Here is a 19203-nt window from a genome sequence, read left to right as displayed (position 1 = left end):
GGCCCGAACGGTGCCGGCAAGACGACGATGATGGATGGGGTGACCGGCAAGACCCGGCCCGACGAGGGCGATGTCGTGTTCGACGGCAAGGTGGACCTGACACGGCAGGACGAGGCGGCCATCGCCAAGCTGGGCATCGGCCGCAAGTTCCAGAAGCCGACCGTGTTCGAGAGCCACAGCGTCTGGGACAATCTCGATCTCGCCATCGAGGGCCGGCGCGACCCCTGGGCGACCCTGTTCCACACGGAAGGGGAGGAGCGCGACCGCATCGAGGAAATCCTCGGCATCGTCCGCCTGAAGGACCGGCGGCATGAGCTGGCCGGCGCCCTGTCGCACGGCCAGAAGCAATGGCTGGAGATCGGCATGCTGCTGGCGCAGAACCCGAAGCTGCTGCTGGTGGACGAGCCGGTGGCCGGCATGACCGACGCCGAGACGGCGGAAACCGCCGACCTGCTGCGGGAGATCGCGCAGACCCATTCGGTCGTCGTTGTCGAACATGACATGACCTTCGTGCGCGATCTGGGCGTGAAGGTCACGGTGCTGCATGAGGGCTCGGTGCTGGCCGAGGGAACGCTCGACCATGTCAGCGCCGATCCGCGTGTCGTCGAAGTCTATCTGGGGCGCTGATCATGCTGGATGTCCGGGATGTCGATCTGCATTACGGGGCGGCGCAGGCGCTGCGCAAGGTCTCGCTGAAGGCCGAAATCGGCCGCATCACCTGCCTGATGGGGCGCAACGGTGTCGGCAAGACCAGCCTGCTGCGCGCCATTGTCGGCCATCACCCGGTCAGCCGGGGCGAGATCGGCTGGAACGACAAGCCGGTCACCGGCCTGCGCCCGTTCGACCGGGCGCGGCGCGGCATCGCCTATGTGCCGCAGGGCCGTGAAATCTTTCCGCTGCTGACGGTGAAGGAGAATCTGGAAACCGGCTTTGCCCCGCTGCCGCGCGGGGAGCGCACCATCCCCGATTATATCTTCGAGCTGTTCCCGGTGCTGCAGACCATGCTGGGCCGGCGCGGCGGCGATCTGTCGGGCGGCCAGCAGCAGCAGCTTGCCATCGGCCGGGCGCTGGTGATGCGGCCCTCGCTGCTGGTGCTGGACGAGCCGACCGAGGGCATCCAGCCTTCCATCATCAAGGATATCGGCCGGGCCATCCTGTTCTTGCGCGACCGGGGCGACATGGCGATCCTGCTGGTGGAGCAGTATTTCGACTTTGCCCGTGACCTGGCCGACGATTTCGCCGTCATGGACCGGGGCGAGATCGTGCTCTCGGGCACCAAGGCCGAGCTGGTGGAGAGTGATGTTCGACGTTATCTCACGGTCTGATCCGGGGGGACTGCCGCCGCTGCAGCGGCTGCGTGGACGGATGGAGATTTCGGCGAAGCTGGTGGCCGGGCACACAAGGCTGGACCGGCTCTACCAGGAAGGCTCCGCCAAGGCCCGCCTGCCGAAGACCCCCGGAACGGCGCTGGAGGCCATCCTCATCAATACCGGCGGCGGCATGACCGGCGGCGACCGATTGCATGTCGGCGTCGCGGCGGGCGCGGGCGCGCATCTTGTCGCCACCAGCCAGGCGGCAGAGAAGATCTACCGGTCGCCACAGGGCGAGGCGCTGATGGAAACCCGGCTGGAGGTCGGCGCGGGCGGGCGGCTCGACTGGCTGCCGCAGGAGACCATCCTGTTCCAGGGCGGGCGCTTCGGCCGCCGGCTGGAGGCCGATGTCGCCGCCGATGGCGCGCTGCTGATCGTCGAATCCACCATCTTCGGCCGCACCGCGCGCGGCGAGGAGGTGACGGACGGGCAGTTCGCCGATCGCTGGCGCGTGCGCCGGGCCGGGCGGCTTGTGTTCGCGGATACGACACGGCTGGACGGCGACATCGCCACCCTGCTGGACCGGCCGGCCATTGCCGGCGGTGGGCGGGCGGTCGCCGCGCTGCTCCATGTCACCGGCGATGCCGAGGAGCGTCTGGGTGCGGTCCGCGCTGTGCTGGAGCATCATCCGGCGGTCGAGGGCGGGGCCAGCGCCTGGAACGGGCTTTTGCATGCGCGCCTGGTGGCGCGCACCGGCATCGTGCTGCGCGCCGCGCTGATCGATCTGCTGCAAATTTTGCGCGGGCAGCCGATGCCGCGCGCCTGGATGTGCTGAGGGGGGAGCGATGAATCTGACGCCACGGGAAAAGGACAAGCTGCTGATCGCCATGGCGGCGGTGGTGGCCAGGCGCCGGCTGGAACGCGGGGTGAAGCTGAACCATCCCGAGGCCATCGCCCTGATCACGGATTTCGTGGTGGAGGGCGCGCGCGACGGGCGCTCCGTCGCCGAACTGATGGAGGCCGGCGCCCATGTCATCACCCGCGCGCAGGTCATGGAAGGCGTCGCCGAGATGATCCACGACGTGCAGGTGGAAGCGACATTCCCCGACGGCACCAAGCTGGTGACCGTCCATGAACCGATCCGCTGAGGGAGGGCGTCATGATCCCTGGTGAAATCTTCCCCGTCGATGGCGAGATCGAGCTGAATAAAGGCCGGCCCGTCACCATCCTGACCGTCGCCAATACAGGCGACCGCCCGGTGCAGGTCGGCAGCCATTATCATTTCTACGAGACCAACGCGGCGCTGTCCTTCGACCGGCAGGCGGCCTATGGCAAGAGGCTGGATATCGCGGCAGGCACGGCGGTGCGCTTCGAGCCGGGGCAGAGCCGCGAGGTGGCGCTGGTGCCGGTGGATGGCGCGCGCACGATCTACGGCTTCAACCAGAAGGTCATGGGCACCCTTAAGGGAGGCGACAATGCCGGCTAGGATTTCGCGCGGCGCCTATGCCGACATGTTCGGCCCCACCGTGGGCGACAAGGTGCGGCTGGCCGATACCGACCTGATTGTCGAGGTGGAGAAGGACCACACGATCTATGGCGAGGAGGTCAAGTTCGGTGGCGGCAAGGTGATCCGCGACGGCATGGGCCAGTCGCAGGTTACGCGGGCAGGCGGTGCCGTCGATACCGTCATCACCAACGCCCTCATCATCGATCACTGGGGCATCGTGAAGGCCGATGTCGGCATCCGTGACGGGCGTATCGCCGGCATCGGCAAGGCCGGCAATCCGGACATCCAGCCCGGCGTGACCATCATCGTCGGCCCTACCACCGACGTGATCGCCGGTGAGGGCAAGATCCTGACCGCCGGCTTCATCGACAGCCATATCCATTTCATCTGCCCGCAGCAGATCGAGGAGGCGCTGATGAGCGGCGTCACCACCATGATCGGCGGCGGCACCGGCCCTTCGACCGGCACCAACGCGACGACCTGCACGCCGGGCGCCTGGCATATGGCGCGCATGCTGCAGGCCGCCGAGGCCTTCCCGATGAACCTCGCCTTCGCCGGCAAGGGCAATGCGGCATTGCCCGCGGCGCTGGTGGAGCAGGTGAAGGCCGGCGCGATGGCGCTGAAGCTGCATGAGGATTGGGGCACCACCCCGGCGGCGATCGATTGCTGCCTCGGTGTTGCGGACGATCTCGATGTGCAGGTGATGATCCATACCGACACGCTGAATGAATCCGGCTTCGTCGAGGATACCGTCGCCGCCTTCAAGGGCCGCACCATCCACGCCTTCCATACCGAGGGGGCGGGCGGCGGCCATGCGCCGGACATCCTGACGGTCTGCGGCTTGCCGCATGTCATCCCGTCCTCGACCAATCCGACGCGGCCCTACACGCTGAACACGCTGGACGAGCATCTCGATATGCTCATGGTCTGCCATCACCTGGATTCCTCGATCCCGGAGGATGTGGCCTTCGCGGAGAGCCGCATCCGGCGCGAAACCATCGCGGCGGAGGATATCCTGCACGATATGGGCGCGCTCTCCATCATCGCCTCCGACAGCCAGGCGATGGGCCGCGTTGGCGAGGTGATCATCCGCACCTTCCAGACCGCCCACAAGATGCGGGTGCAGCGCGGCCGCCTGCCGCAGGAAAGCGGCGAGAACGACAATTTCCGGGTGAAGCGCTACATCGCCAAGATCACCATCAACGCCGCCATCGCGCATGGGATGAGCGCGCATATCGGCTCCATAGAGACCGGCAAGCTGGCCGACCTGACGCTCTGGAACCCGGCCTTCTTCGGCGTGAAGCCGGACCTGGTGCTGAAGATGGGCAGCATCGCCGCCGCCCCGATGGGCGATCCCAACGCTTCCATCCCGACGCCGCAGCCGGTGCATTACCGGCCGATGTTCGCCTCCTATGGAAAGTCGCTGACCGAGAGCGCGGTCACCTTCGTCTCGAAGGCGTCGCTGGAGGAGGGCATCGCGGAGAAATACGGCCTCGCCAAGACCCTGCTGCCGGTGGAGAACACACGCGGCGGCATCTCCAAGGCATCGATGGTGCATAACGACTACCTGCCGGAAATCTCCGTCGATCCGGAAACCTACGAGGTGCGCGTGGATGGCGAGATCGTCACCTGCGAGCCCGCAACCGTGCTGCCGATGGCGCAGCGCTATTTCCTGTTCTGAGGACCTGATGAACCAGATCAAGCGCGCCACCCTCGTCCTGCCGGCCGGCGAATGGAACCCGGAGAAAAGGCTGGGCGGGGTGACGCTGGATTTCGACCGGCGCAGCCGGAGGCGCATCGCGCTGACCAGTGACGAGGGCATGGATTTCCTGCTCGATTTGCCGGAGCCGCGCCATCTACGCCAGGGTGATGGGCTGGCGCTGCAGGACGGCGTTATCGAGGTGCTGGCGGCGCCGGAAGAGTTGCTGGAACTGCGCTGTGCCGACGCGCATGCGTTGTTGCGGCTGGCCTGGCATATCGGCAACCGGCATATCCCGGCGATGCTGGAAGGCGAGGCGATCCTGATCCGCGCCGACCATGTGCTGGCCGACATGGCCCGACGGCTGGGAGCGGAGGTCACGGCGGTCGCCCGACCCTTCGACCCGGAAGGCGGCGCCTATGCCGATGTGCCGACCGGCGGCGGGCATTCCCACGGTCATTCGCATGGACATGGTCATGGCCACCATCACCACCACTGACGGCACCACTGGCAGCTCTGGCGAGGCCACGCTCTACCGGCTGATGACCTGGCTGACACCGTCCTTCCCGGTTGGCGCCTTTTCCTACAGCCACGGGCTGGAATGGGCGGTGGAGGTAGGCGATATCGGCGACCTCGACAGTCTGACCGGTTGGCTGCGTGACCTGCTGGAATGGGGCAGCGGGCGCAATGATGCGATCCTGCTGGCCGAGGCCTGGCGTGCGTCGGTAGCAAGCGCATGGGACCGGCTGGACGCGGTCAACGGGCTGGCGCTGGCCCTGTTGCCATCGCGCGAACGCCATCTGGAAACCGCGATGCAGGGGCGCAGCTTTGCAGTCGCCATCGCCGCCGCCTGGCCCTGTGCGGCGGTCGGCGAATTGCAGCGGCGGGCCGGCACGGACATCGCCTATCCGGTCGCGGTCGGCACGGCGGCAGCCGGCCATGGCATCCCGCTGGACGCCATTCTGGCAGCCTATCTGCATGGTTTCGTCGCCAATCTGGTCTCCGCCGGGGTGCGGCTGGTGCCGCTCGGCCAGACCGATGGCCAGCGCGCGCTGGTGGCGCTGGAAGCGGCTGTGGCCGGGACGGCCCGGCAGGCGCTGGCCAGCGATCTCGACGATCTCGGCGGGGCGATGTTCCGCGCCGATATCGGTTCCATGAAACACGAAACGCAATATACGAGGCTGTTCCGCTCATGACCCGATCCCCCAATGGACCGCTCCGCGTCGGCATCGGCGGCCCGGTCGGCTCCGGCAAGACCGCGCTGATGGAGGCTTTGTGCAAGCGCTTCCGCAGCGTCTATGACATCTGCGCCATCACCAACGATATCTACACCAAGGAGGATGCGCTGATCCTGAACCGGGTCGGCGCGCTTGAGACCGAGCGCATCCTGGGGGTGGAGACCGGCGGCTGCCCGCATACGGCCATCCGCGAGGATGCCTCGATCAACCTTGCCGCCGTGGCCGACATGAACGCGAAGTTCCCCGGCCTGGAAATCATCCTGATCGAATCGGGAGGTGACAATCTGGCTGCCACCTTCAGCCCGGAGCTGGCGGACATCACCATCTACGTCATCGACGTGGCCGGCGGCGAGAAGATCCCGCGCAAGGGCGGGCCGGGCATTACCCGCTCCGATCTGCTGGTCATCAACAAGATCGATCTGGCGCCGCTGGTCGGCGCCGATCTCGCGGTCATGGATGCCGACACGAAGCGCATGCGCGGCGACCGGCCCTATGTCTTCACCAACATGAAAAGCGGCGAGGGGGTGCCGGTCGTAACATCCTTTATCGAGAAGGCGGGCGGCCTTGTGCCCGCCGGCCAGCCCGTCGCCTAAGCAAGCCGCCTAAGGGAGCAATGAATATGAACAGGACCACCCCCTTCCTCGCCCTCTTGCTGTCCGTCGCTGCGACGCCGGCGCTGGCCCATACCGGAGTCGGCGCCGTGCACGGGCTGGAACATGGTTTCCTGCATCCGCTGACCGGCCCGGACCATCTGCTGGCGATGCTGGCGGTCGGCCTGTGGTCGGGCCAGCAATCCGGCAAATCGGTCTGGATGTGGCCGGCGGCCTTTGTCGGCGCGATGCTGCTGGGCGGGCTGCTCGGCCTTGCCGGCGTCGAGATGCCAGGGATGGAGGCGATGATCCTGGGCTCCGTCATCGTGCTGGGCGCGCTGACCCTGTTCGGCGTGGTGCTGCCGCGCTGGGCGGGGGCGGTCATCGTCGCCGCCTTCGCGGTGTCGCACGGCATGGCGCACGGGCTGGAGATGCCGGCTGATGGCGGCGGGGCGGCCTATTTCGCGGGCTTCGCTGTGGCGACTGCGCTGCTGCACCTGGCCGGCATCGGTATCGCCCTTGCCGGTATGCGCAACGGGCGCCCGGTGCTGGCGCGCGCTGCCGGCGGGGCGTGCTGTGCTGCCGGCCTGATGCTGGCTGTTCTCTGATAGCGCCTAAAGGATAGCCCTTGACCGGGACGGCTTGGGCCGGTTTCCTGCGGGACGTTTTGCGATCCCCTCGAAGGAAACCGGCAACGTGTTGCAGATAACACCATCGCGCCGCCGCGCGCTGTTCTGGGCGGTGGCCGGCATCGGTTTCGGTCTTGCCTATCGCTATCTGGTGGTGCAGCAGCACTGGATCGGCCATCTCTGCGATCCGGGGAACGGGCCCTGGTGGTGCCATCCGCGCACCGGGCTGATCCTGTTCTTCCAGTATAGCGGCTTCGGCATCCTGGCGGTGCTGGCCGGTATCTATGCCTTGTGGCGCCGGCAGAACTGGGCGGCCTATACGGCGCTGGCCGCCGGCGGTGCGGGACTTGTGCTGTATAATGCCGAGACGGCCGGCATCGGCTTCGTCATGGGGCTGATCGCCGCGCTGCGCACGCCGGGAGAGCCGACCATAAAATCCACAGAAGGGGAGGAACGGGCATGAGCTTCAAGACGACCGAAATGGCGCCGGGCATCGATACCGGTGCGCAGGTCGATTCGGCCTCGCTGAAGGAAATTGCGGCGATGGGCTACCGCGCCATCATTAACAACCGGCCGGACAATGAGGAGCCGGGGCAGATGGCGATGGCCGACGCCAAGGCGCAGGCCGAGGCGCTGGGGGTTGAATATCACTTCCTGCCGGTCACCAGCTCGACCATCGGCAAGCAGGATGTCGAGGCGTTCGACGCGCTGCTGGAAAGGGCCGGCAAGCCTGTGCTGGCGCATTGCCGCACCGGCACGCGTGTCTATCTGCTCTATGGCGCGACGCAGGTGCTGAAGCATGGCGCCGATGCCGACGCGGTGGTCGCCGAGGCTGCGGCCAAGGGCTTCGACATCAAGTCGCTGCCGGTGCTGGTGGAAAAGCTGCGGTCCGCCTGACCCTACGGGAAGTCCACCAGCTGGGTGAGCGGCTGCACGGTGCGCCAGTCGCCTTCCCAGCGGCTCTTGTCGCCGCGCCGGACCCAGAACTGGCAGACCATGATGCGGTCGGCTGTCTCGTGATCGCTGGCCAGCGGCAGCACCAGCCGGTAGGTGATGCCGTTCACGAAGTTTCCCTGGTCGTGATACAGCGTCTCGGAATAGACCGGGCAGCGCCGGTCGGCCGCTGTCGCATGGGTGAAGCTGACGTAGGACAGGTAGGGTTCCGGCAGCGCCTCGTCGATGTGCAGGCCGGTCAGCTCGCGCCCGACATGGGTGTAGATGGCGGTGCCCACCAGGCGGAATTTGAACCGGCGGTAGCGTTCCGAGCCGACGATATCCAGCAGGATCATGCTCGGCAGCAGCTTGTGCGGCAAATCCAGCGGATCGACATCATCCCGGCCGGGCAGGAGGTTGCTGCCGCGCTGTTCATGCCAGTAGGCCGCGAGATCGCGCAGCCGCTCGTCGGGGATATCCGTCGAGGCGACATTCCCGAGGCTGTAGGTAGTCTCAGTACGGCTCGTGTCGAAGACCGTCATCGGCTGCCTTTATCAGTGCGTCTGAGAGATATGGGCGCACGGAAATTCGATTCAAAGTAGCGAAAATTATATTTGTCTATTCGTGCCGCCGGGCAACGGCCTCGCGGTGGGCGATATAGCTGACGGCGGCAACCACGATGGCGGCGCCGATCCAGGTCCAGATTGTCGGAAATTCGCTGAACAGCAGGAAGCCGATCAGCGTCGCCCAGATCAGCTGCAGGAACTTGGCCGGCTGTGTCACCGACACATCGGCCAGCTTGAAACCCTGCACCATGGCGAGATGGCCCAACGTGGCGATGAAGGCGGTCAGCGCCATCAGCGCCCATTCCTCCGGTGTCGGCCAGCGCCAGACATAGATCGCCGGCACCATCGTCACCAGCGTCACGAAGATCGACAGGTAGCCGACAACAGCGGGTCCGCTCTCCTTGCGCGTCAGCAGCTTCGCCATGACGTCGGAGAAGGCGAAGATCGGCGCTGCCACCAGCATGGCGATGGCGCCGGGGTCGATGATCGCCGCCCCGGGCCGAAGGATGATCAGGGCGCCAAGCAGCCCACCCGCCACTGCGATCATGCGGCGCATCCGGATGCGCTCGCCCAGCAGCAGCACGGCGGCGATGGTGGCGAAGATCGGCGAGGTGAAGCCCAGCGCGGTCACCTCGGCGATGGGGATGCGGCTCATCGCATAGAACCACATCATCACCGCCAGTCCGTGCAGGATGCCGCGCGTCGCATGCAGCTTGATATTCGCGGCGCGGAAGTCCGACAGCTGCATGCGCATGAAGAAGGGCAGCATGAACATCATGCCGAAGGCATAGCGGATGAACGACATCTGGATCGGATTCATGGTCGTGCCGACATAGCGCACGATGGCCATGAAGCTGGCGAACAACAGGCCGGACAGCACGACCCAGAGGATGCCGCGCACGTTCGGCGGCAAACCCGCCCACTGGCTCTTGATCGCGTCCATCCGTCTCCGGCGGTTGCGGCTCGGGGCGCTGGCGACAGGCCAGCCAATCCTGCTTAGGGGCTAAGCCGGTGCTTGTCCATGCCGCAGCGCTGATTTGCATGGCAGGCACGCGGTGCGGCCATGTGTCCTTACGGGTATGACCCGGTATTTGTTGAGATTATAAATCACTCTCATTATCATCTTCTCGATGAACATTGGGGCGTTACCCGCCAGGGAAGCTGATCGCTTGTCTGGGCGGGGAACCGGGCGTACGCCCAGCGAAATACAGGAAGGGATTTACGCATGAGACGGAGTTTTCTGGGCATCGCGGCGGCCGGGCTGCTGGCCTTTGCGGCAGCGCCGGTATCGGCGGCTTCCAGCGAGGGCGCGGTGCGTGCCGTGCTGACGAATTATGCTGACATTGCCGAGGCGATGTATGCGGATTCCCTCGTCCGGGCGAAGGAGCTGAAGGCTGCTGTCCAAGCGCTGACCGATACGCCCAGCGCCGCGACGCTGCAGGCGGCCAAGCGCGCCTGGCTGGCCGCGCGCGTGCCCTACCAGCAGACCGAGGTCTATCGCTTCGGCAATGCCATTGTCGATGACTGGGAAGGCAAGGTGAATGCCTGGCCGCTGGATGAGGGGCTGATCGATTATGTCGATTCCTCCTACGGCACCGATTCCGATGAGAACCCGCTCTACACCGCCAACGTGATCGGCAATCCGAAGATCACCCATGGCGGGGAGGAGATCGACGCCTCCACCATCACCAAGGAGCTGCTGGCCGAAAAGCTGCAGGAGATTGGCGGGGTCGAGGCGAATGTCGCCACCGGCTACCACGCCATCGAATTCCTGCTCTGGGGCCAGGATCTGAACGGTACCGGTCCGGGTGCCGGTAACCGCCCCTGGACCGATTATGCCAGGGGTGAAGCCTGCACCAACGGCAATTGCGACCGGCGCGCGCAGTACCTCACTGTGGCGACCGATCTGCTGCTGGACGATCTGGAAGAGATGGTCGCCAATTGGGGGGCCGATGGCGAGGCACGCAAGGCGGTGATGGAGGCCGGCCCGGAAGGCGGGCTGTCGATCATTCTGACCGGACTGGGCAGCCTGTCCTATGGCGAGCTGGCGGGCGAGCGCATGAAGCTGGGCCTGCTGCTGAACGACCCGGAGGAGGAGCATGACTGCTTCTCCGACAACACCCACAATTCGCATTATTACGACATCGTCGGCATGCGTGCGGTCTATTTCGGCAGCTATAGCCGCATCGACGGCAAGAGCATGGTGAACGGCCGCAGCCTGCACGATTTGGTGCGTGCTTCCGACCCGGCGCTGGCGACCGAAACCAGGCAGGCACTGGATGCCACGCTGAAGGCGGCGAAGGCGATGAAGCAGCGCGCCGAGACGGTCGAGGCCTATGACCAGATGCTGGCGGCGGGCAATGAGGAAGGCGCCGCGACGCTGCAGGCGGTCATCGATGCGCTGACCGTGCAGACCCGTTCCTTCGAGCGCGCGGTGGCGCTGCTGGAGCTGCAGCCGATCTCCTTCGAGGGGTCCGATAGCCTCGACAATCCGGCGGCCGTCTTCCAGTAAGCCGACAAGACGGCCAAAGGCCGGCGGAGCATCTTGCGGTATCGCTGCGGGGTGCTCCGCCTTTCGTTTCCGCAACTTTTTGTGATGAGCATGTATCGATCGGGTTTTCTGGCGGGTTGGCAGGGTGCCGTTTCGCTGGGGTTGATTGCCGGGACAGTCGTTTCGTTTCTCGGGCTGGCGGTGAACACAGCCGGCGCGGCCGCGCCGGGCAGCAAGGCGGAAAAGGCGCGCATCGCCGCCGTCACCAAGCCTACGGAGGATTTCTCCGAGGCGGAGAAGTTCGAGCAGAACCAGGGTGGGGCGGCAACGGTCTACAAGCCGCTGAACACCAGCATCTTCTCGCACCCGTCCGGCAACATGGCATTCGAGAAGCAGCTGGATTTCAAGGTCGGCGATGGCATCTTCCGCAAGATCTGGGTGTCGGCTCCCAGCTCCACAGAATCTTCAGACGGTCTGGGGCCGCTGTTCAATTCGCGCTCCTGCCAGGGCTGCCATCTGAAGGACGGGCGCGGCGGCCCGCCGGCCGCGGGCGAGCAGGCAGTATCGATGTTTCTGCGCCTGTCGATCCCGCCACAGGACGAGGCGCAGCGCTCCCTGCTGGCGAAGGGCGAGGCGGCGCTGATCGGCGATCCGACCTACGGCACCCAGCTGCAGAATTTCGCGATCCAGGGCCATCAGCCGGAAGGCGAGATGGTCGTCGAGTATGAGGATGTGCCGGTCACGCTGGCCGATGGCGAGGTCGTCACTCTGCGCAAACCTACCTACAGCGTTGCCAATCTGAAATACGGGCCGATGCATCCGGAGATCATGCTGTCGCCGCGCGTGGCCTCGCCGATGATTGGCCTTGGCCTGCTGGAAGCCATCCCGGAGGAGGATATCCTCGCCTGGGCCGACCCCGACGATAAGGATGGCGACGGCATTTCCGGCCGGCCCAACCTCGTGTGGGACAGCGTAAAGGGCGGTCTGTCGATCGGTCGTTTCGGCTGGAAGGCGGGCGAGCCGACGGTACGCCAGCAATCGGCGCACGCTTTTGCTGGCGATATCGGTATCTCGACACCGATGGTGCCGGCCTCCTGGGGCGATTGCACACCGGCGCAGAAGGCCTGCCGCGAGGCGCCGACCGGCGACGATACGCTGGAAGGCACCGAGGTCACGAAGCAGATGATGGACCTCGTCACCTTCTATGCCCGCAATCTCGGCGTGCCGGCCCGGCGCGATGTGGACGACCCGAAGGTGCTGCGCGGCAAGCAGATGTTCTATGAGAGCGGCTGCACCGCCTGCCATCGCCCGAAATTCGTCACGGCCCGCGATTTCGACGGCGAGGAACAGTCCTTCCAGCTGATCTGGCCCTATACCGACCTGCTGCTTCACGATATGGGCGAGGGGCTGGCCGACAACCGGCCGGAAGCCAAGGCGGATGGCCGCGAATGGCGCACCCCGCCGCTCTGGGGTATTGGCCTGACGGAGACTGTCAGCGGCCACACCTACTTCCTGCACGATGCCCGCGCCCGCAACCTGCTGGAGGCGATCCTGTGGCATGGCGGCGAGGCCGAGGCGGCGAAGCAGAAGGTGGTGGAGATGAGCAAGGCCGACCGCGAGGCGCTGCTGGCCTTCCTGAATTCGCTCTAGGAGAAAGATCATGCGACTGCGGATATTGCCCGTCCTGGCCATGCTGGCGCTGGCGGCGATGGCCGCCCTGCCGGCTGCCCGGCCTGCCCAGGCCATCGATGCCGGCGCCTACCGGCAGCTCAATGCCGATCTGGTCGAGCATCATGTGATCCCGCGCTATGCGGCGCTGGAGACGGCGATGGCCGGGCTCGACAAGGCCGCGCGGGCCTATTGCGGCGCGCCGTCCGATGCCGGCTTCGCGGCGCTGCGGACGGCCTATGGCGAAGCGTCCGATGCCTGGCAGGGCGTGCAGCATATCCGCTTCGGCCCGGTCGATCTGTTCATGCGGCTGCAGCGCTTCGCCATGTGGCCGGACACCCGCAACACGGTGGGACGGCAGCTTGGCGAGATGCTGAAGTCCGGCGACCGGGAGCGCATCAGCCAGCACGCCTTCGAGACCGGCAGCGTTGCCGTACAGGGGCTGCCGGCGCTGGAACGGCTGTTGTATGACGATGCGCCGCCCGCCGGCTTCGCTTGCGAGACGGTGACCGCGATATCCGGCAACATGGCCGGCATGGCGACCGATGTGCTGCGTGCCTGGCGCGGGGATTACGCGCAGACCGTGGCCAGGGCGGGTGAGGCCGGCACCCATTACCAGAGCGCCAGCGAGGCCACGCTGGACCTGTTCAAGAGCCTGCATACGGCGGTTGAGCTGGTGGCCGACCACAAGCTGGCGCGTCCGCTGGGCGGCAGCGCCAAGGAGGCGAAGCCGCAGCTTAGCGAATCCTGGCGCAGCGGCCGCTCGATGGAGAATATCCGTGTGAATCTGCGCGCCGCCGAAGCGCTTTATCTCGGCGAGGGCGGCGGCCAGGGCTTCGGCCATTTCGTGCGCGACGTGGCCGGCGACAAGAAGCTGGACGACCTGTTCCGGCGTGCCTTCAAGCAGACCATCGCCACCGCCGATTCGGTGTCCCTGCCGCTGAAGGAGGCGGTGAAGGACAAGGCGGAGCGTGTGAAGCTGCTGCAGCTGGCCAAGGAGACAGCGGCGCTGAAGCAGCTGCTGGCGACACGGCTGACCGGGGCGCTGGATATCCCGCTCGGCTTCAACGCGCTCGACGGAGACTGAGGAAGAAATCATGCCGATCTCCCGACGGTTCTTCCTGACAGGCTCCGCGCTGGCTGGCCTCGCCGCCGCCGGGGCTTTGCCGGGCGTCGAGGCGCTGGCACGCGGCAGGGAGTCGCTGTTCCTCAGCGCCCGCGCCGACCGGAAGGGGCGCTTCTACGCCAGCGGTTTCGATGCGACCGGGGCGAGGCTGTTCGACCTGCCGATGCCGGCGCGCGGTCACGGGTCGGCGGTTAGTCCGGACGGGCGTTACGGCGTGTTCTTCGGGCGGCGGCCCGGCCGGTTCGCGCTGGTGGTCGATGCCGCCCGCGGCACGGCCGCGCACACCATCCCTGCGATGGAGGACCGGGCCTTCGCCGGGCACGGGCTGTTCGTGAAGGGCGGCCGGCTGCTGCTGGCGACGGAGATCGACTATGAGGGCAAGCGCGGGCTGATCGGCCTGTATGATGCCACGGACTCTTACCGCCGCATCGGCGAATGGCAGACCGGCGGCATGGACCCGCATGATCTGCGCCTGCTGCCGGACGGGCGCACGCTGATCGTCGCCAATGGCGGTATCCTGACCCATCCCGAGGTGCAGCGCATGAAGCTGAACCTCGATACGATGGATTCTTCCGTTGCCTTCATCGATATCCGCGACGGCAGCCTGATTGAGCAGCGCCGCCTGCCGGGCGAGTTCTTCCAGCTCAGCCTGCGTCATATGGCGGTGACGGTGGCGGGCGAGACGGTGATCGCCATGCAGTATGAAGGCCCCTCGAGCGATCTGGTGCCGCTGGTCGGGCTGGCGCGACCGGGCCGGGAGATCGAGCTGCTGGAGATGCCGGACGCCGCCTGGTCGCGGCTGCGCAACTATTGCGGCAGTGCCGCCGTCGATGCCGGGGGCACCATCCTTGGCGTTACCTCGCCGCGCGGCGGACGGGCGCTGTTCTGGGAAGCGGCGACGCGCCGGCCCCTGCAGCCGCTCGATCTGGCGGACGGGTGCGGTCTTGCTGCCGCGCCGGTGCCGGGCCGCTTCATCGTCAGCAACGGGCTGGGCGCGCTGGTCGAGTACGACCCCATTGCCGGGCGGACCCGCGCGCTGAATAGCGGTTTTGCTGACGCGCGCTGGGACAATCACATCTTTACGGGCTAGCGAAGGTCCCTAGATCAGCTCGGGGTCGATGGCTGCGGCGCAGGCGTCGGTCGGCTGTGCCGCCGTGTGCCCGACATAGGGGATCATTTTCAGCACCAGCGAAACGCCCCGGCAGGGGGCGGCGGCCACGCCGCAGCCGGACAGGCTGAGCAGGATGGCGAAAAGGACCAGAAGGCGCATGACGTCCCGGATCAAGGCAATGGTATGACTTTCACCCTACCATCCCTTGCAATCGCGACGTACCGCCAAACATCAGCACCATCATGATCGACAGGGAGAATGGCCGATGGGCATGCTGGTGGACGGTGAGTGGAAGGATGTCTGGTACGATACGAAATCGACCGGCGGCGCTTTCAAGCGCGAGGAATCTTCCTTCCGCGACGGGGTGACGGCCGATGGCTCCTCCGGCTTTCCTGCCGAGGCCGGGCGCTATCACCTGTTCGTCTCGCTGGCCTGCCCCTGGGCGCACCGCACGCTGATCTTCCGTGCCCTGAAGGGGCTGGAGAATGCCATCACCCTCTCCATCGTCGATCCGCTGATGCTGGAGGAAGGCTGGGAGTTTTCCGAGCCTGACGAACTGACCGGGGCGAGACGGCTCTACGAGGTCTATCTGAAGGCGAAGCCCGACTATACCGGCCGCGTCACCGTGCCGGTGCTGTGGGACAAGCAGAAGCAGACCATCGTGAACAATGAATCCGCCGAGATCATCCGCATGCTGAACAGCGAGTTCGATGATGTGGCGGAAAATCCCGGCCTGGATTTCTACCCGGAGCCGCTGCGCGCCGAGATCGATGCCATCAACGAGATGGTCTATGACCGGGTGAATAACGGCGTGTACAAGGCCGGCTTCGCCACCGAGCAGGACAAGTACGAGAAGGCCGTCACCAGCCTGTTCGGCGCGCTCGACATGCTGGAGGACCGGCTGGCGCGCCAGCGCTATATCGCCGGCAACCGGATCACCGAGGCGGACTGGCGGCTGTTCACCACGCTGATCCGCTTCGATCCGGTCTATGTCGGCCACTTCAAATGCAATCTGCGTTCGCTGGCCAGCTACCCCAACCTGTGGGGCTACACGCGCGAGCTGTATCAGGTGCCGGGCGTAGCCGAGACGGTGAATTTCACGCACATCAAGCGGCACTATTATGAAAGCCACCGCAAGATCAACGGCAGCGGGATCGTGCCGCTGGGGCCGGTGCTGGACCATGACGCGCCGCACGGGCGCGACCGGCTGCCGAAGGCGGCGTAAGGGCTGTTTGAAGCTTCCCCCCGATGCCCTTCGAGACGCCGGCTCCCAAAAGGCTGGGCGCCGGCTCCTCAGGGCGAGGGGGATGTTGGATTACAGGCGGTGCCACTTGGTGACCTCATGCTGAGGAGCCGCCCAAAGCCTTGGGCGGCGTCTCGAAGCATAGGGCGGTATTCGGATAGATTGCCGGGGCGGCTGCGGCTATTCTGGCAGCGAAAGCCTCAACCGCTCAAAAAGGAGCCGGCCCGATGCGCCTCATCATCGCGATCTTCCTGCCCTTCCTGCTGTTCTTCACCATCGGGCGGCCGATCGCCGGCATCGTCTGCCTGATCCTGCAGATCACGCTGATCGGCTGGATTCCGGCCGCTCTCTGGGCGATCTACGCGCTGTCCCAGTATAATACGGACGAGAAGATCAGGGCGGCGAAGCTAGGCGACTGACGCCTCGATCAGGCCGGCGCGGGCTTCCAGCACTTCCGCGAAGGCGGCGGCCAGCCCGTCCAGATCCGGCGCTTCCATCGGCAGCGACAAATTGATCATGCCGCGCCGGGCGAGGTACTGGCCTTTTTCCAGCAAGTCCAGATGCAGCAGGTCGCGCAGCGCCTTCGGCATGCCGGCCACATCGGCGGGGCGGCGCACCGGGCCGCTGGCGGCATGCAGGCACATCATGGAGCCGCGCCCGGTTGCCCGGATCGGCAGGCCCATCGCCTCGGCAATGCCGTTCAGTCGGTTGCGCAGCGCATCGCCGCGCCGGTTCAGCGCGATGGCGGTGTCCGGCGTGTAGATCTGCGTCAGCCCGGCCAGCCCCGCCGCCATCGTCAGCACATTGTTGTTGAAGGTGCCGGCATGCGGCCAGGTACCGGGCCGGCGCGGATCGAACCGGTCCATGATCTCCGCCCGCCCGCCGAAGGCGCCGAAGGTCAGGCCGCCGCCCAGATACTTGCCCAGCGTCACCAGATCAGGCGTGATCCCCAGCTCGCCATGCAGCCCGCCGGGGGCGAGGCGAGAGGTCATCACCTCGTCAAAAATCAGCAGCGCGCCGGTCTTCGCCGTGGCGTCGCGCAGCGCCTGCAGGAACGCCGGTTCCGCCGGGATGCAGCCGCCGGAGCCCAGCATCGGCTCCACGATGACGGCGGCCAGCCGGTCTCCCTCCGCTTCGATCAGCCGAGCCGCGCCCTCGGCATCGTTATAGTCCGCCATCACCATCGGGAAGGGCGCGTTCAGCGGGTTCGCCCCGGCAAAATACAGCACGCCGCCATGATAGCCACCACGGAACGCCATCACCTTGTCGCGGCCAGTCGCCGCGCGCGCCGCCGACAGGGCGAACATGTTGGATTCGGTGCCGGAATTGCAGAAGCGGATGCGCTCCACCGCCGGGAAACGGTCGCACAAAGCGGCGGCGAAGCGGGCCTCCAGCAGGTTCGGCCCGCCCAGCACGATGCCGTCCGACAGTGCTGCTTCGATGGCGCCCCGGATCACCGGATGCGAATGGCCGTACAGGCCGGCCGTATATTCCACCAGGAAGTCGGTATAGAGATGCCCGTCCGCATCGCGCACATGGCAGCCCTCGCCGCTGGCCAGCGTCAGCGGGAAGGGCTCGTAGAACAGCACGGTGCGGGTATTGCCGCCGGGCATCGCCTTCGCCGCCTCGGCATGCAGGCGCTTGCTTTCCGGATTGGATGCGACGAAGCGTTCCTCGGCCTCGCGCAGCGCGGCGTCGAGGGTGATGTTGCTGCCGGCCGCGAGCGCCATGATCGTCTCCGTAATCTCTAGTCGGGCGATTGACCGTAGCGCATGCGGTTGAAGCGTTCCAGCACCCGCGCCATCTCGTCGGCCGGCAGCAGGATCGGTTCGCCGATCTGCAGCGCCCGCCAGTATTGCGCGGCCAGAGTCTCCACCTCGACGGCAAGCGCCAGCGCCTTCCCGATATCTTCCTCCAGGCAGATCATGCCGTGATTGCCCAGCAGGCAGGCCTTGCGCCCCTCCAGCGCCTTGACCGCATGGGCCGAAAGCTCCTGCGTGCCGAAGGTGGCGTAGGGCGAACAGCGGATATCCGCCCCACCGGCGACCGCCACCATGTAGTGGAAGGCGGGGATGCCGCGCCCCAGGCAGGCCAGGGTGGTGGCGAACATGGAATGGGTGTGCAGCACCGCCCCGGCATCGGGCCGCGCCTTCAATATGTCCAGATGGAAGCGCCATTCGCTGGACGGGCGGCGCGATCCTGTAGGCTTTCCCTCCCAGTCCAGCGTGACGATATCCTCGGGCGTCATCGCCTCATAGGGCAGGCTGGAGGGGGTGACCAGCAGGCCGGACCCGTCCGGCAGGCGGATACTGGCATTGCCTGACGTGCCCTGATTGATGCCGAGATCGTTCATCCGGCGGCAGGCGGCGATCAGCGCCTGCTTGAGTTCCAGATCGCTCATTCGCCGGCCGCCCGCGCACGATATTCCGGGAACAGCGCCAGCAGCCCCGCGCGGCTGGCCTCTGCGATGCCGCGCTCGGTGATCAGGCCGGTGACAAGGCGCGCCGGCGTGACGTCGAAGCCGTAATTGGCGACGCTGCTTTCCTCCGGCGTGCCGCGCACCGGCAGCACCTCGCCATCCACCGTTCGGCCCCAGACATGGGTGACCTCGGCGGCGTCGCGCTCCTCGATGGGGATGGCGCGCCCGTCGGACAGCGACCAGTCGATGGTGGGGGAGGGCAGCGCCACATAGAAGGGCACGCCATTGTCGCGTGCCGCCAGCGCCTTCAGATAGGTGCCGATCTTGTTGCAGACATCGCCGGTGGCGGTGGTGCGGTCGGTGCCGACGATGACCATTTCTACCAGGCCATGCTGCATCAGATGGCCGCCGGCATTATCGACGATCACCTTGTGCGGCACGCCGTGATTGGCCAGCTCCCACGCGGTCAGCCCGGCCCCCTGGTTGCGCGGGCGGGTTTCGTCCACCCAGACATGAACCGGGATGCCTGCGTCATGCGCCTGATAGATCGGCGAGGTTGCGGTGCCCCAATCCACCGTCGCCAGCCATCCGGCATTGCAGTGGGTCAGGATATTCACCGGCTCGCCCGGCCGCTTGCCGGCGACGAGGCGGCGGATGATCTCCAGACCGTGCT

At 66.3% G+C, this 19203-nt stretch carries 24 protein-coding genes; 18 read left to right on the top strand and 6 right to left on the bottom strand.

The window, feature by feature from the left end; all coding sequences use genetic code 11:
- From urtD to MK313_RS15440, 12 genes are all read left to right on the top strand, one after another.
- On the top strand, nt 1-627 hold a 627-nt coding region (gene urtD, locus MK313_RS15495; protein ID WP_287782732.1), incomplete at its 5' end, for an urea ABC transporter ATP-binding protein UrtD.
- A 2-nt stretch (nt 628-629) separates the two neighbouring features.
- Nucleotides 630-1325 carry an urea ABC transporter ATP-binding subunit UrtE gene (gene urtE / locus MK313_RS15490; protein ID WP_008945068.1) on the top strand — a complete coding sequence of 232 codons (696 nt, stop codon included), beginning with the start codon at nt 630-632 and terminating at the stop codon, nt 1323-1325.
- Nucleotides 1300-2145 carry an urease accessory protein UreD gene (locus MK313_RS15485; protein ID WP_287782730.1) on the top strand — a complete coding sequence of 282 codons (846 nt, stop codon included), beginning with the start codon at nt 1300-1302 and terminating at the stop codon, nt 2143-2145. Before urtE ends, MK313_RS15485 begins: the two co-directional genes overlap by 26 nt.
- A 10-nt stretch (nt 2146-2155) precedes the next feature.
- Complete coding sequence (locus MK313_RS15480) at nt 2156-2458, top strand: urease subunit gamma (protein WP_008945066.1); 303 nt, start codon at nt 2156-2158, stop codon at nt 2456-2458.
- An 11-nt stretch (nt 2459-2469) separates the two neighbouring features.
- On the top strand, nt 2470-2796 hold the full coding sequence (locus MK313_RS15475) for an urease subunit beta (RefSeq protein ID WP_121222064.1): 327 nt from the start codon (nt 2470-2472) through the stop codon (nt 2794-2796).
- Nucleotides 2786-4498: an urease subunit alpha gene (gene ureC / locus MK313_RS15470; protein ID WP_287782727.1), complete on the top strand. Its 1713-nt coding sequence runs from the start codon at nt 2786-2788 to the stop codon at nt 4496-4498. The genes MK313_RS15475 and ureC overlap by 11 nt, the downstream gene beginning before the upstream one ends.
- Nucleotides 4499-4505: 7 nt before the next feature.
- Nucleotides 4506-5015, top strand: a complete 510-nt coding sequence (locus MK313_RS15465) for an urease accessory protein UreE (protein ID WP_287782725.1) — start codon at nt 4506-4508, stop codon at nt 5013-5015.
- A complete protein-coding gene (locus tag MK313_RS15460; protein ID WP_287782723.1) occupies nt 4981-5712 on the top strand; it encodes an urease accessory protein UreF in 732 nt (243 codons plus the stop codon). Before MK313_RS15465 ends, MK313_RS15460 begins: the two co-directional genes overlap by 35 nt.
- Nucleotides 5709-6347, top strand: coding sequence for an urease accessory protein UreG (gene ureG / locus MK313_RS15455; RefSeq protein ID WP_287782721.1), 639 nt, complete (start codon nt 5709-5711; stop codon nt 6345-6347). Before MK313_RS15460 ends, ureG begins: the two co-directional genes overlap by 4 nt.
- Nucleotides 6348-6373: 26 nt before the next feature.
- Nucleotides 6374-6952 (top strand): HupE/UreJ family protein, encoded by a 579-nt coding sequence (locus MK313_RS15450; RefSeq protein ID WP_287782719.1) that lies wholly within the window; start codon nt 6374-6376, stop codon nt 6950-6952.
- Nucleotides 6953-7040: 88 nt separating this feature from the next.
- Nucleotides 7041-7436: a hypothetical protein gene (locus MK313_RS15445; protein ID WP_287782717.1), complete on the top strand. Its 396-nt coding sequence runs from the start codon at nt 7041-7043 to the stop codon at nt 7434-7436.
- Nucleotides 7433-7870, top strand: coding sequence for a TIGR01244 family sulfur transferase (locus tag MK313_RS15440; protein WP_287782715.1), 438 nt, complete (start codon nt 7433-7435; stop codon nt 7868-7870). The genes MK313_RS15445 and MK313_RS15440 overlap by 4 nt, the downstream gene beginning before the upstream one ends.
- A gap of 2 nt (nt 7871-7872) precedes the next feature.
- On the opposite strand, the gene MK313_RS15435 is transcribed toward MK313_RS15440, so the two are convergent.
- Together MK313_RS15435 and MK313_RS15430 are read right to left on the bottom strand one after the other, a co-directional pair.
- Nucleotides 7873-8448 (bottom strand): PAS domain-containing protein, encoded by a 576-nt coding sequence (locus MK313_RS15435; protein ID WP_287782713.1) that lies wholly within the window; start codon nt 8446-8448, stop codon nt 7873-7875.
- Between the two features lie 76 nt (nt 8449-8524).
- Nucleotides 8525-9415 (bottom strand): DMT family transporter, encoded by an 891-nt coding sequence (locus tag MK313_RS15430; protein ID WP_008945056.1) that lies wholly within the window; start codon nt 9413-9415, stop codon nt 8525-8527.
- Between the two features lie 282 nt (nt 9416-9697).
- On the opposite strand from MK313_RS15430, the gene MK313_RS15425 reads away from it, so the two are divergent.
- The 4 genes from MK313_RS15425 (at nt 9698) to MK313_RS15410 (ending at nt 14847) form a co-directional block, all read left to right on the top strand.
- Nucleotides 9698-10984, top strand: coding sequence for an imelysin family protein (locus MK313_RS15425; RefSeq protein WP_287782711.1), 1287 nt, complete (start codon nt 9698-9700; stop codon nt 10982-10984).
- Nucleotides 10985-11068: 84 nt separating this feature from the next.
- On the top strand, nt 11069-12613 hold the full coding sequence (locus MK313_RS15420; RefSeq protein ID WP_287782709.1) for a di-heme oxidoredictase family protein: 1545 nt from the start codon (nt 11069-11071) through the stop codon (nt 12611-12613).
- Between the two features lie 10 nt (nt 12614-12623).
- Nucleotides 12624-13718 carry an imelysin family protein gene (locus tag MK313_RS15415; RefSeq protein WP_287782707.1) on the top strand — a complete coding sequence of 365 codons (1095 nt, stop codon included), beginning with the start codon at nt 12624-12626 and terminating at the stop codon, nt 13716-13718.
- A 10-nt stretch (nt 13719-13728) separates the two neighbouring features.
- A complete protein-coding gene (locus tag MK313_RS15410) occupies nt 13729-14847 on the top strand; it encodes a DUF1513 domain-containing protein (protein ID WP_287782705.1) in 1119 nt (372 codons plus the stop codon).
- Nucleotides 14848-14856: 9 nt separating this feature from the next.
- On the opposite strand, the gene MK313_RS15405 is transcribed toward MK313_RS15410, so the two are convergent.
- A complete protein-coding gene (locus tag MK313_RS15405; protein WP_008945051.1) occupies nt 14857-15027 on the bottom strand; it encodes a DUF6726 family protein in 171 nt (56 codons plus the stop codon).
- 106 nt (nt 15028-15133) lie between these two features.
- Between MK313_RS15405 and MK313_RS15400 the strand changes: the two genes are divergently transcribed.
- Together MK313_RS15400 and MK313_RS15395 are read left to right on the top strand one after the other, a co-directional pair.
- Nucleotides 15134-16093, top strand: a complete 960-nt coding sequence (locus MK313_RS15400) for a glutathione S-transferase family protein (protein WP_287782703.1) — start codon at nt 15134-15136, stop codon at nt 16091-16093.
- Between the two features lie 245 nt (nt 16094-16338).
- Nucleotides 16339-16530: a YqaE/Pmp3 family membrane protein gene (locus MK313_RS15395; protein ID WP_287782702.1), complete on the top strand. Its 192-nt coding sequence runs from the start codon at nt 16339-16341 to the stop codon at nt 16528-16530.
- Here MK313_RS15395 and MK313_RS15390 read toward each other — a convergent pair.
- The 3 genes from MK313_RS15390 to mtnA form a co-directional block, all read right to left on the bottom strand.
- Nucleotides 16519-17841, bottom strand: coding sequence for an aspartate aminotransferase family protein (locus MK313_RS15390; protein ID WP_287782700.1), 1323 nt, complete (start codon nt 17839-17841; stop codon nt 16519-16521). The genes MK313_RS15395 and MK313_RS15390 overlap by 12 nt on opposite strands.
- 17 nt (nt 17842-17858) lie before the next feature.
- Entirely contained in the window at nt 17859-18512 is a 654-nt protein-coding gene (locus MK313_RS15385) for a class II aldolase/adducin family protein (RefSeq protein ID WP_287782698.1), read from the bottom strand.
- Nucleotides 18509-19203, bottom strand: a 695-nt coding sequence (mtnA, locus tag MK313_RS15380) for an S-methyl-5-thioribose-1-phosphate isomerase (protein ID WP_287782696.1), incomplete at its 5' end; no start/stop codon positions are given. The genes mtnA and MK313_RS15385, both read right to left, overlap by 4 nt.

The sequence above is a fragment of the Oceanibaculum sp. genome, from assembly GCF_022449305.1.
GTDB lineage: Bacteria > Pseudomonadota > Alphaproteobacteria > Oceanibaculales > Oceanibaculaceae > Oceanibaculum > Oceanibaculum indicum.
The sequence above is the reverse complement of the archived record's forward strand: the minus strand, read 5'-3'. Positions and strand labels throughout refer to the sequence as shown.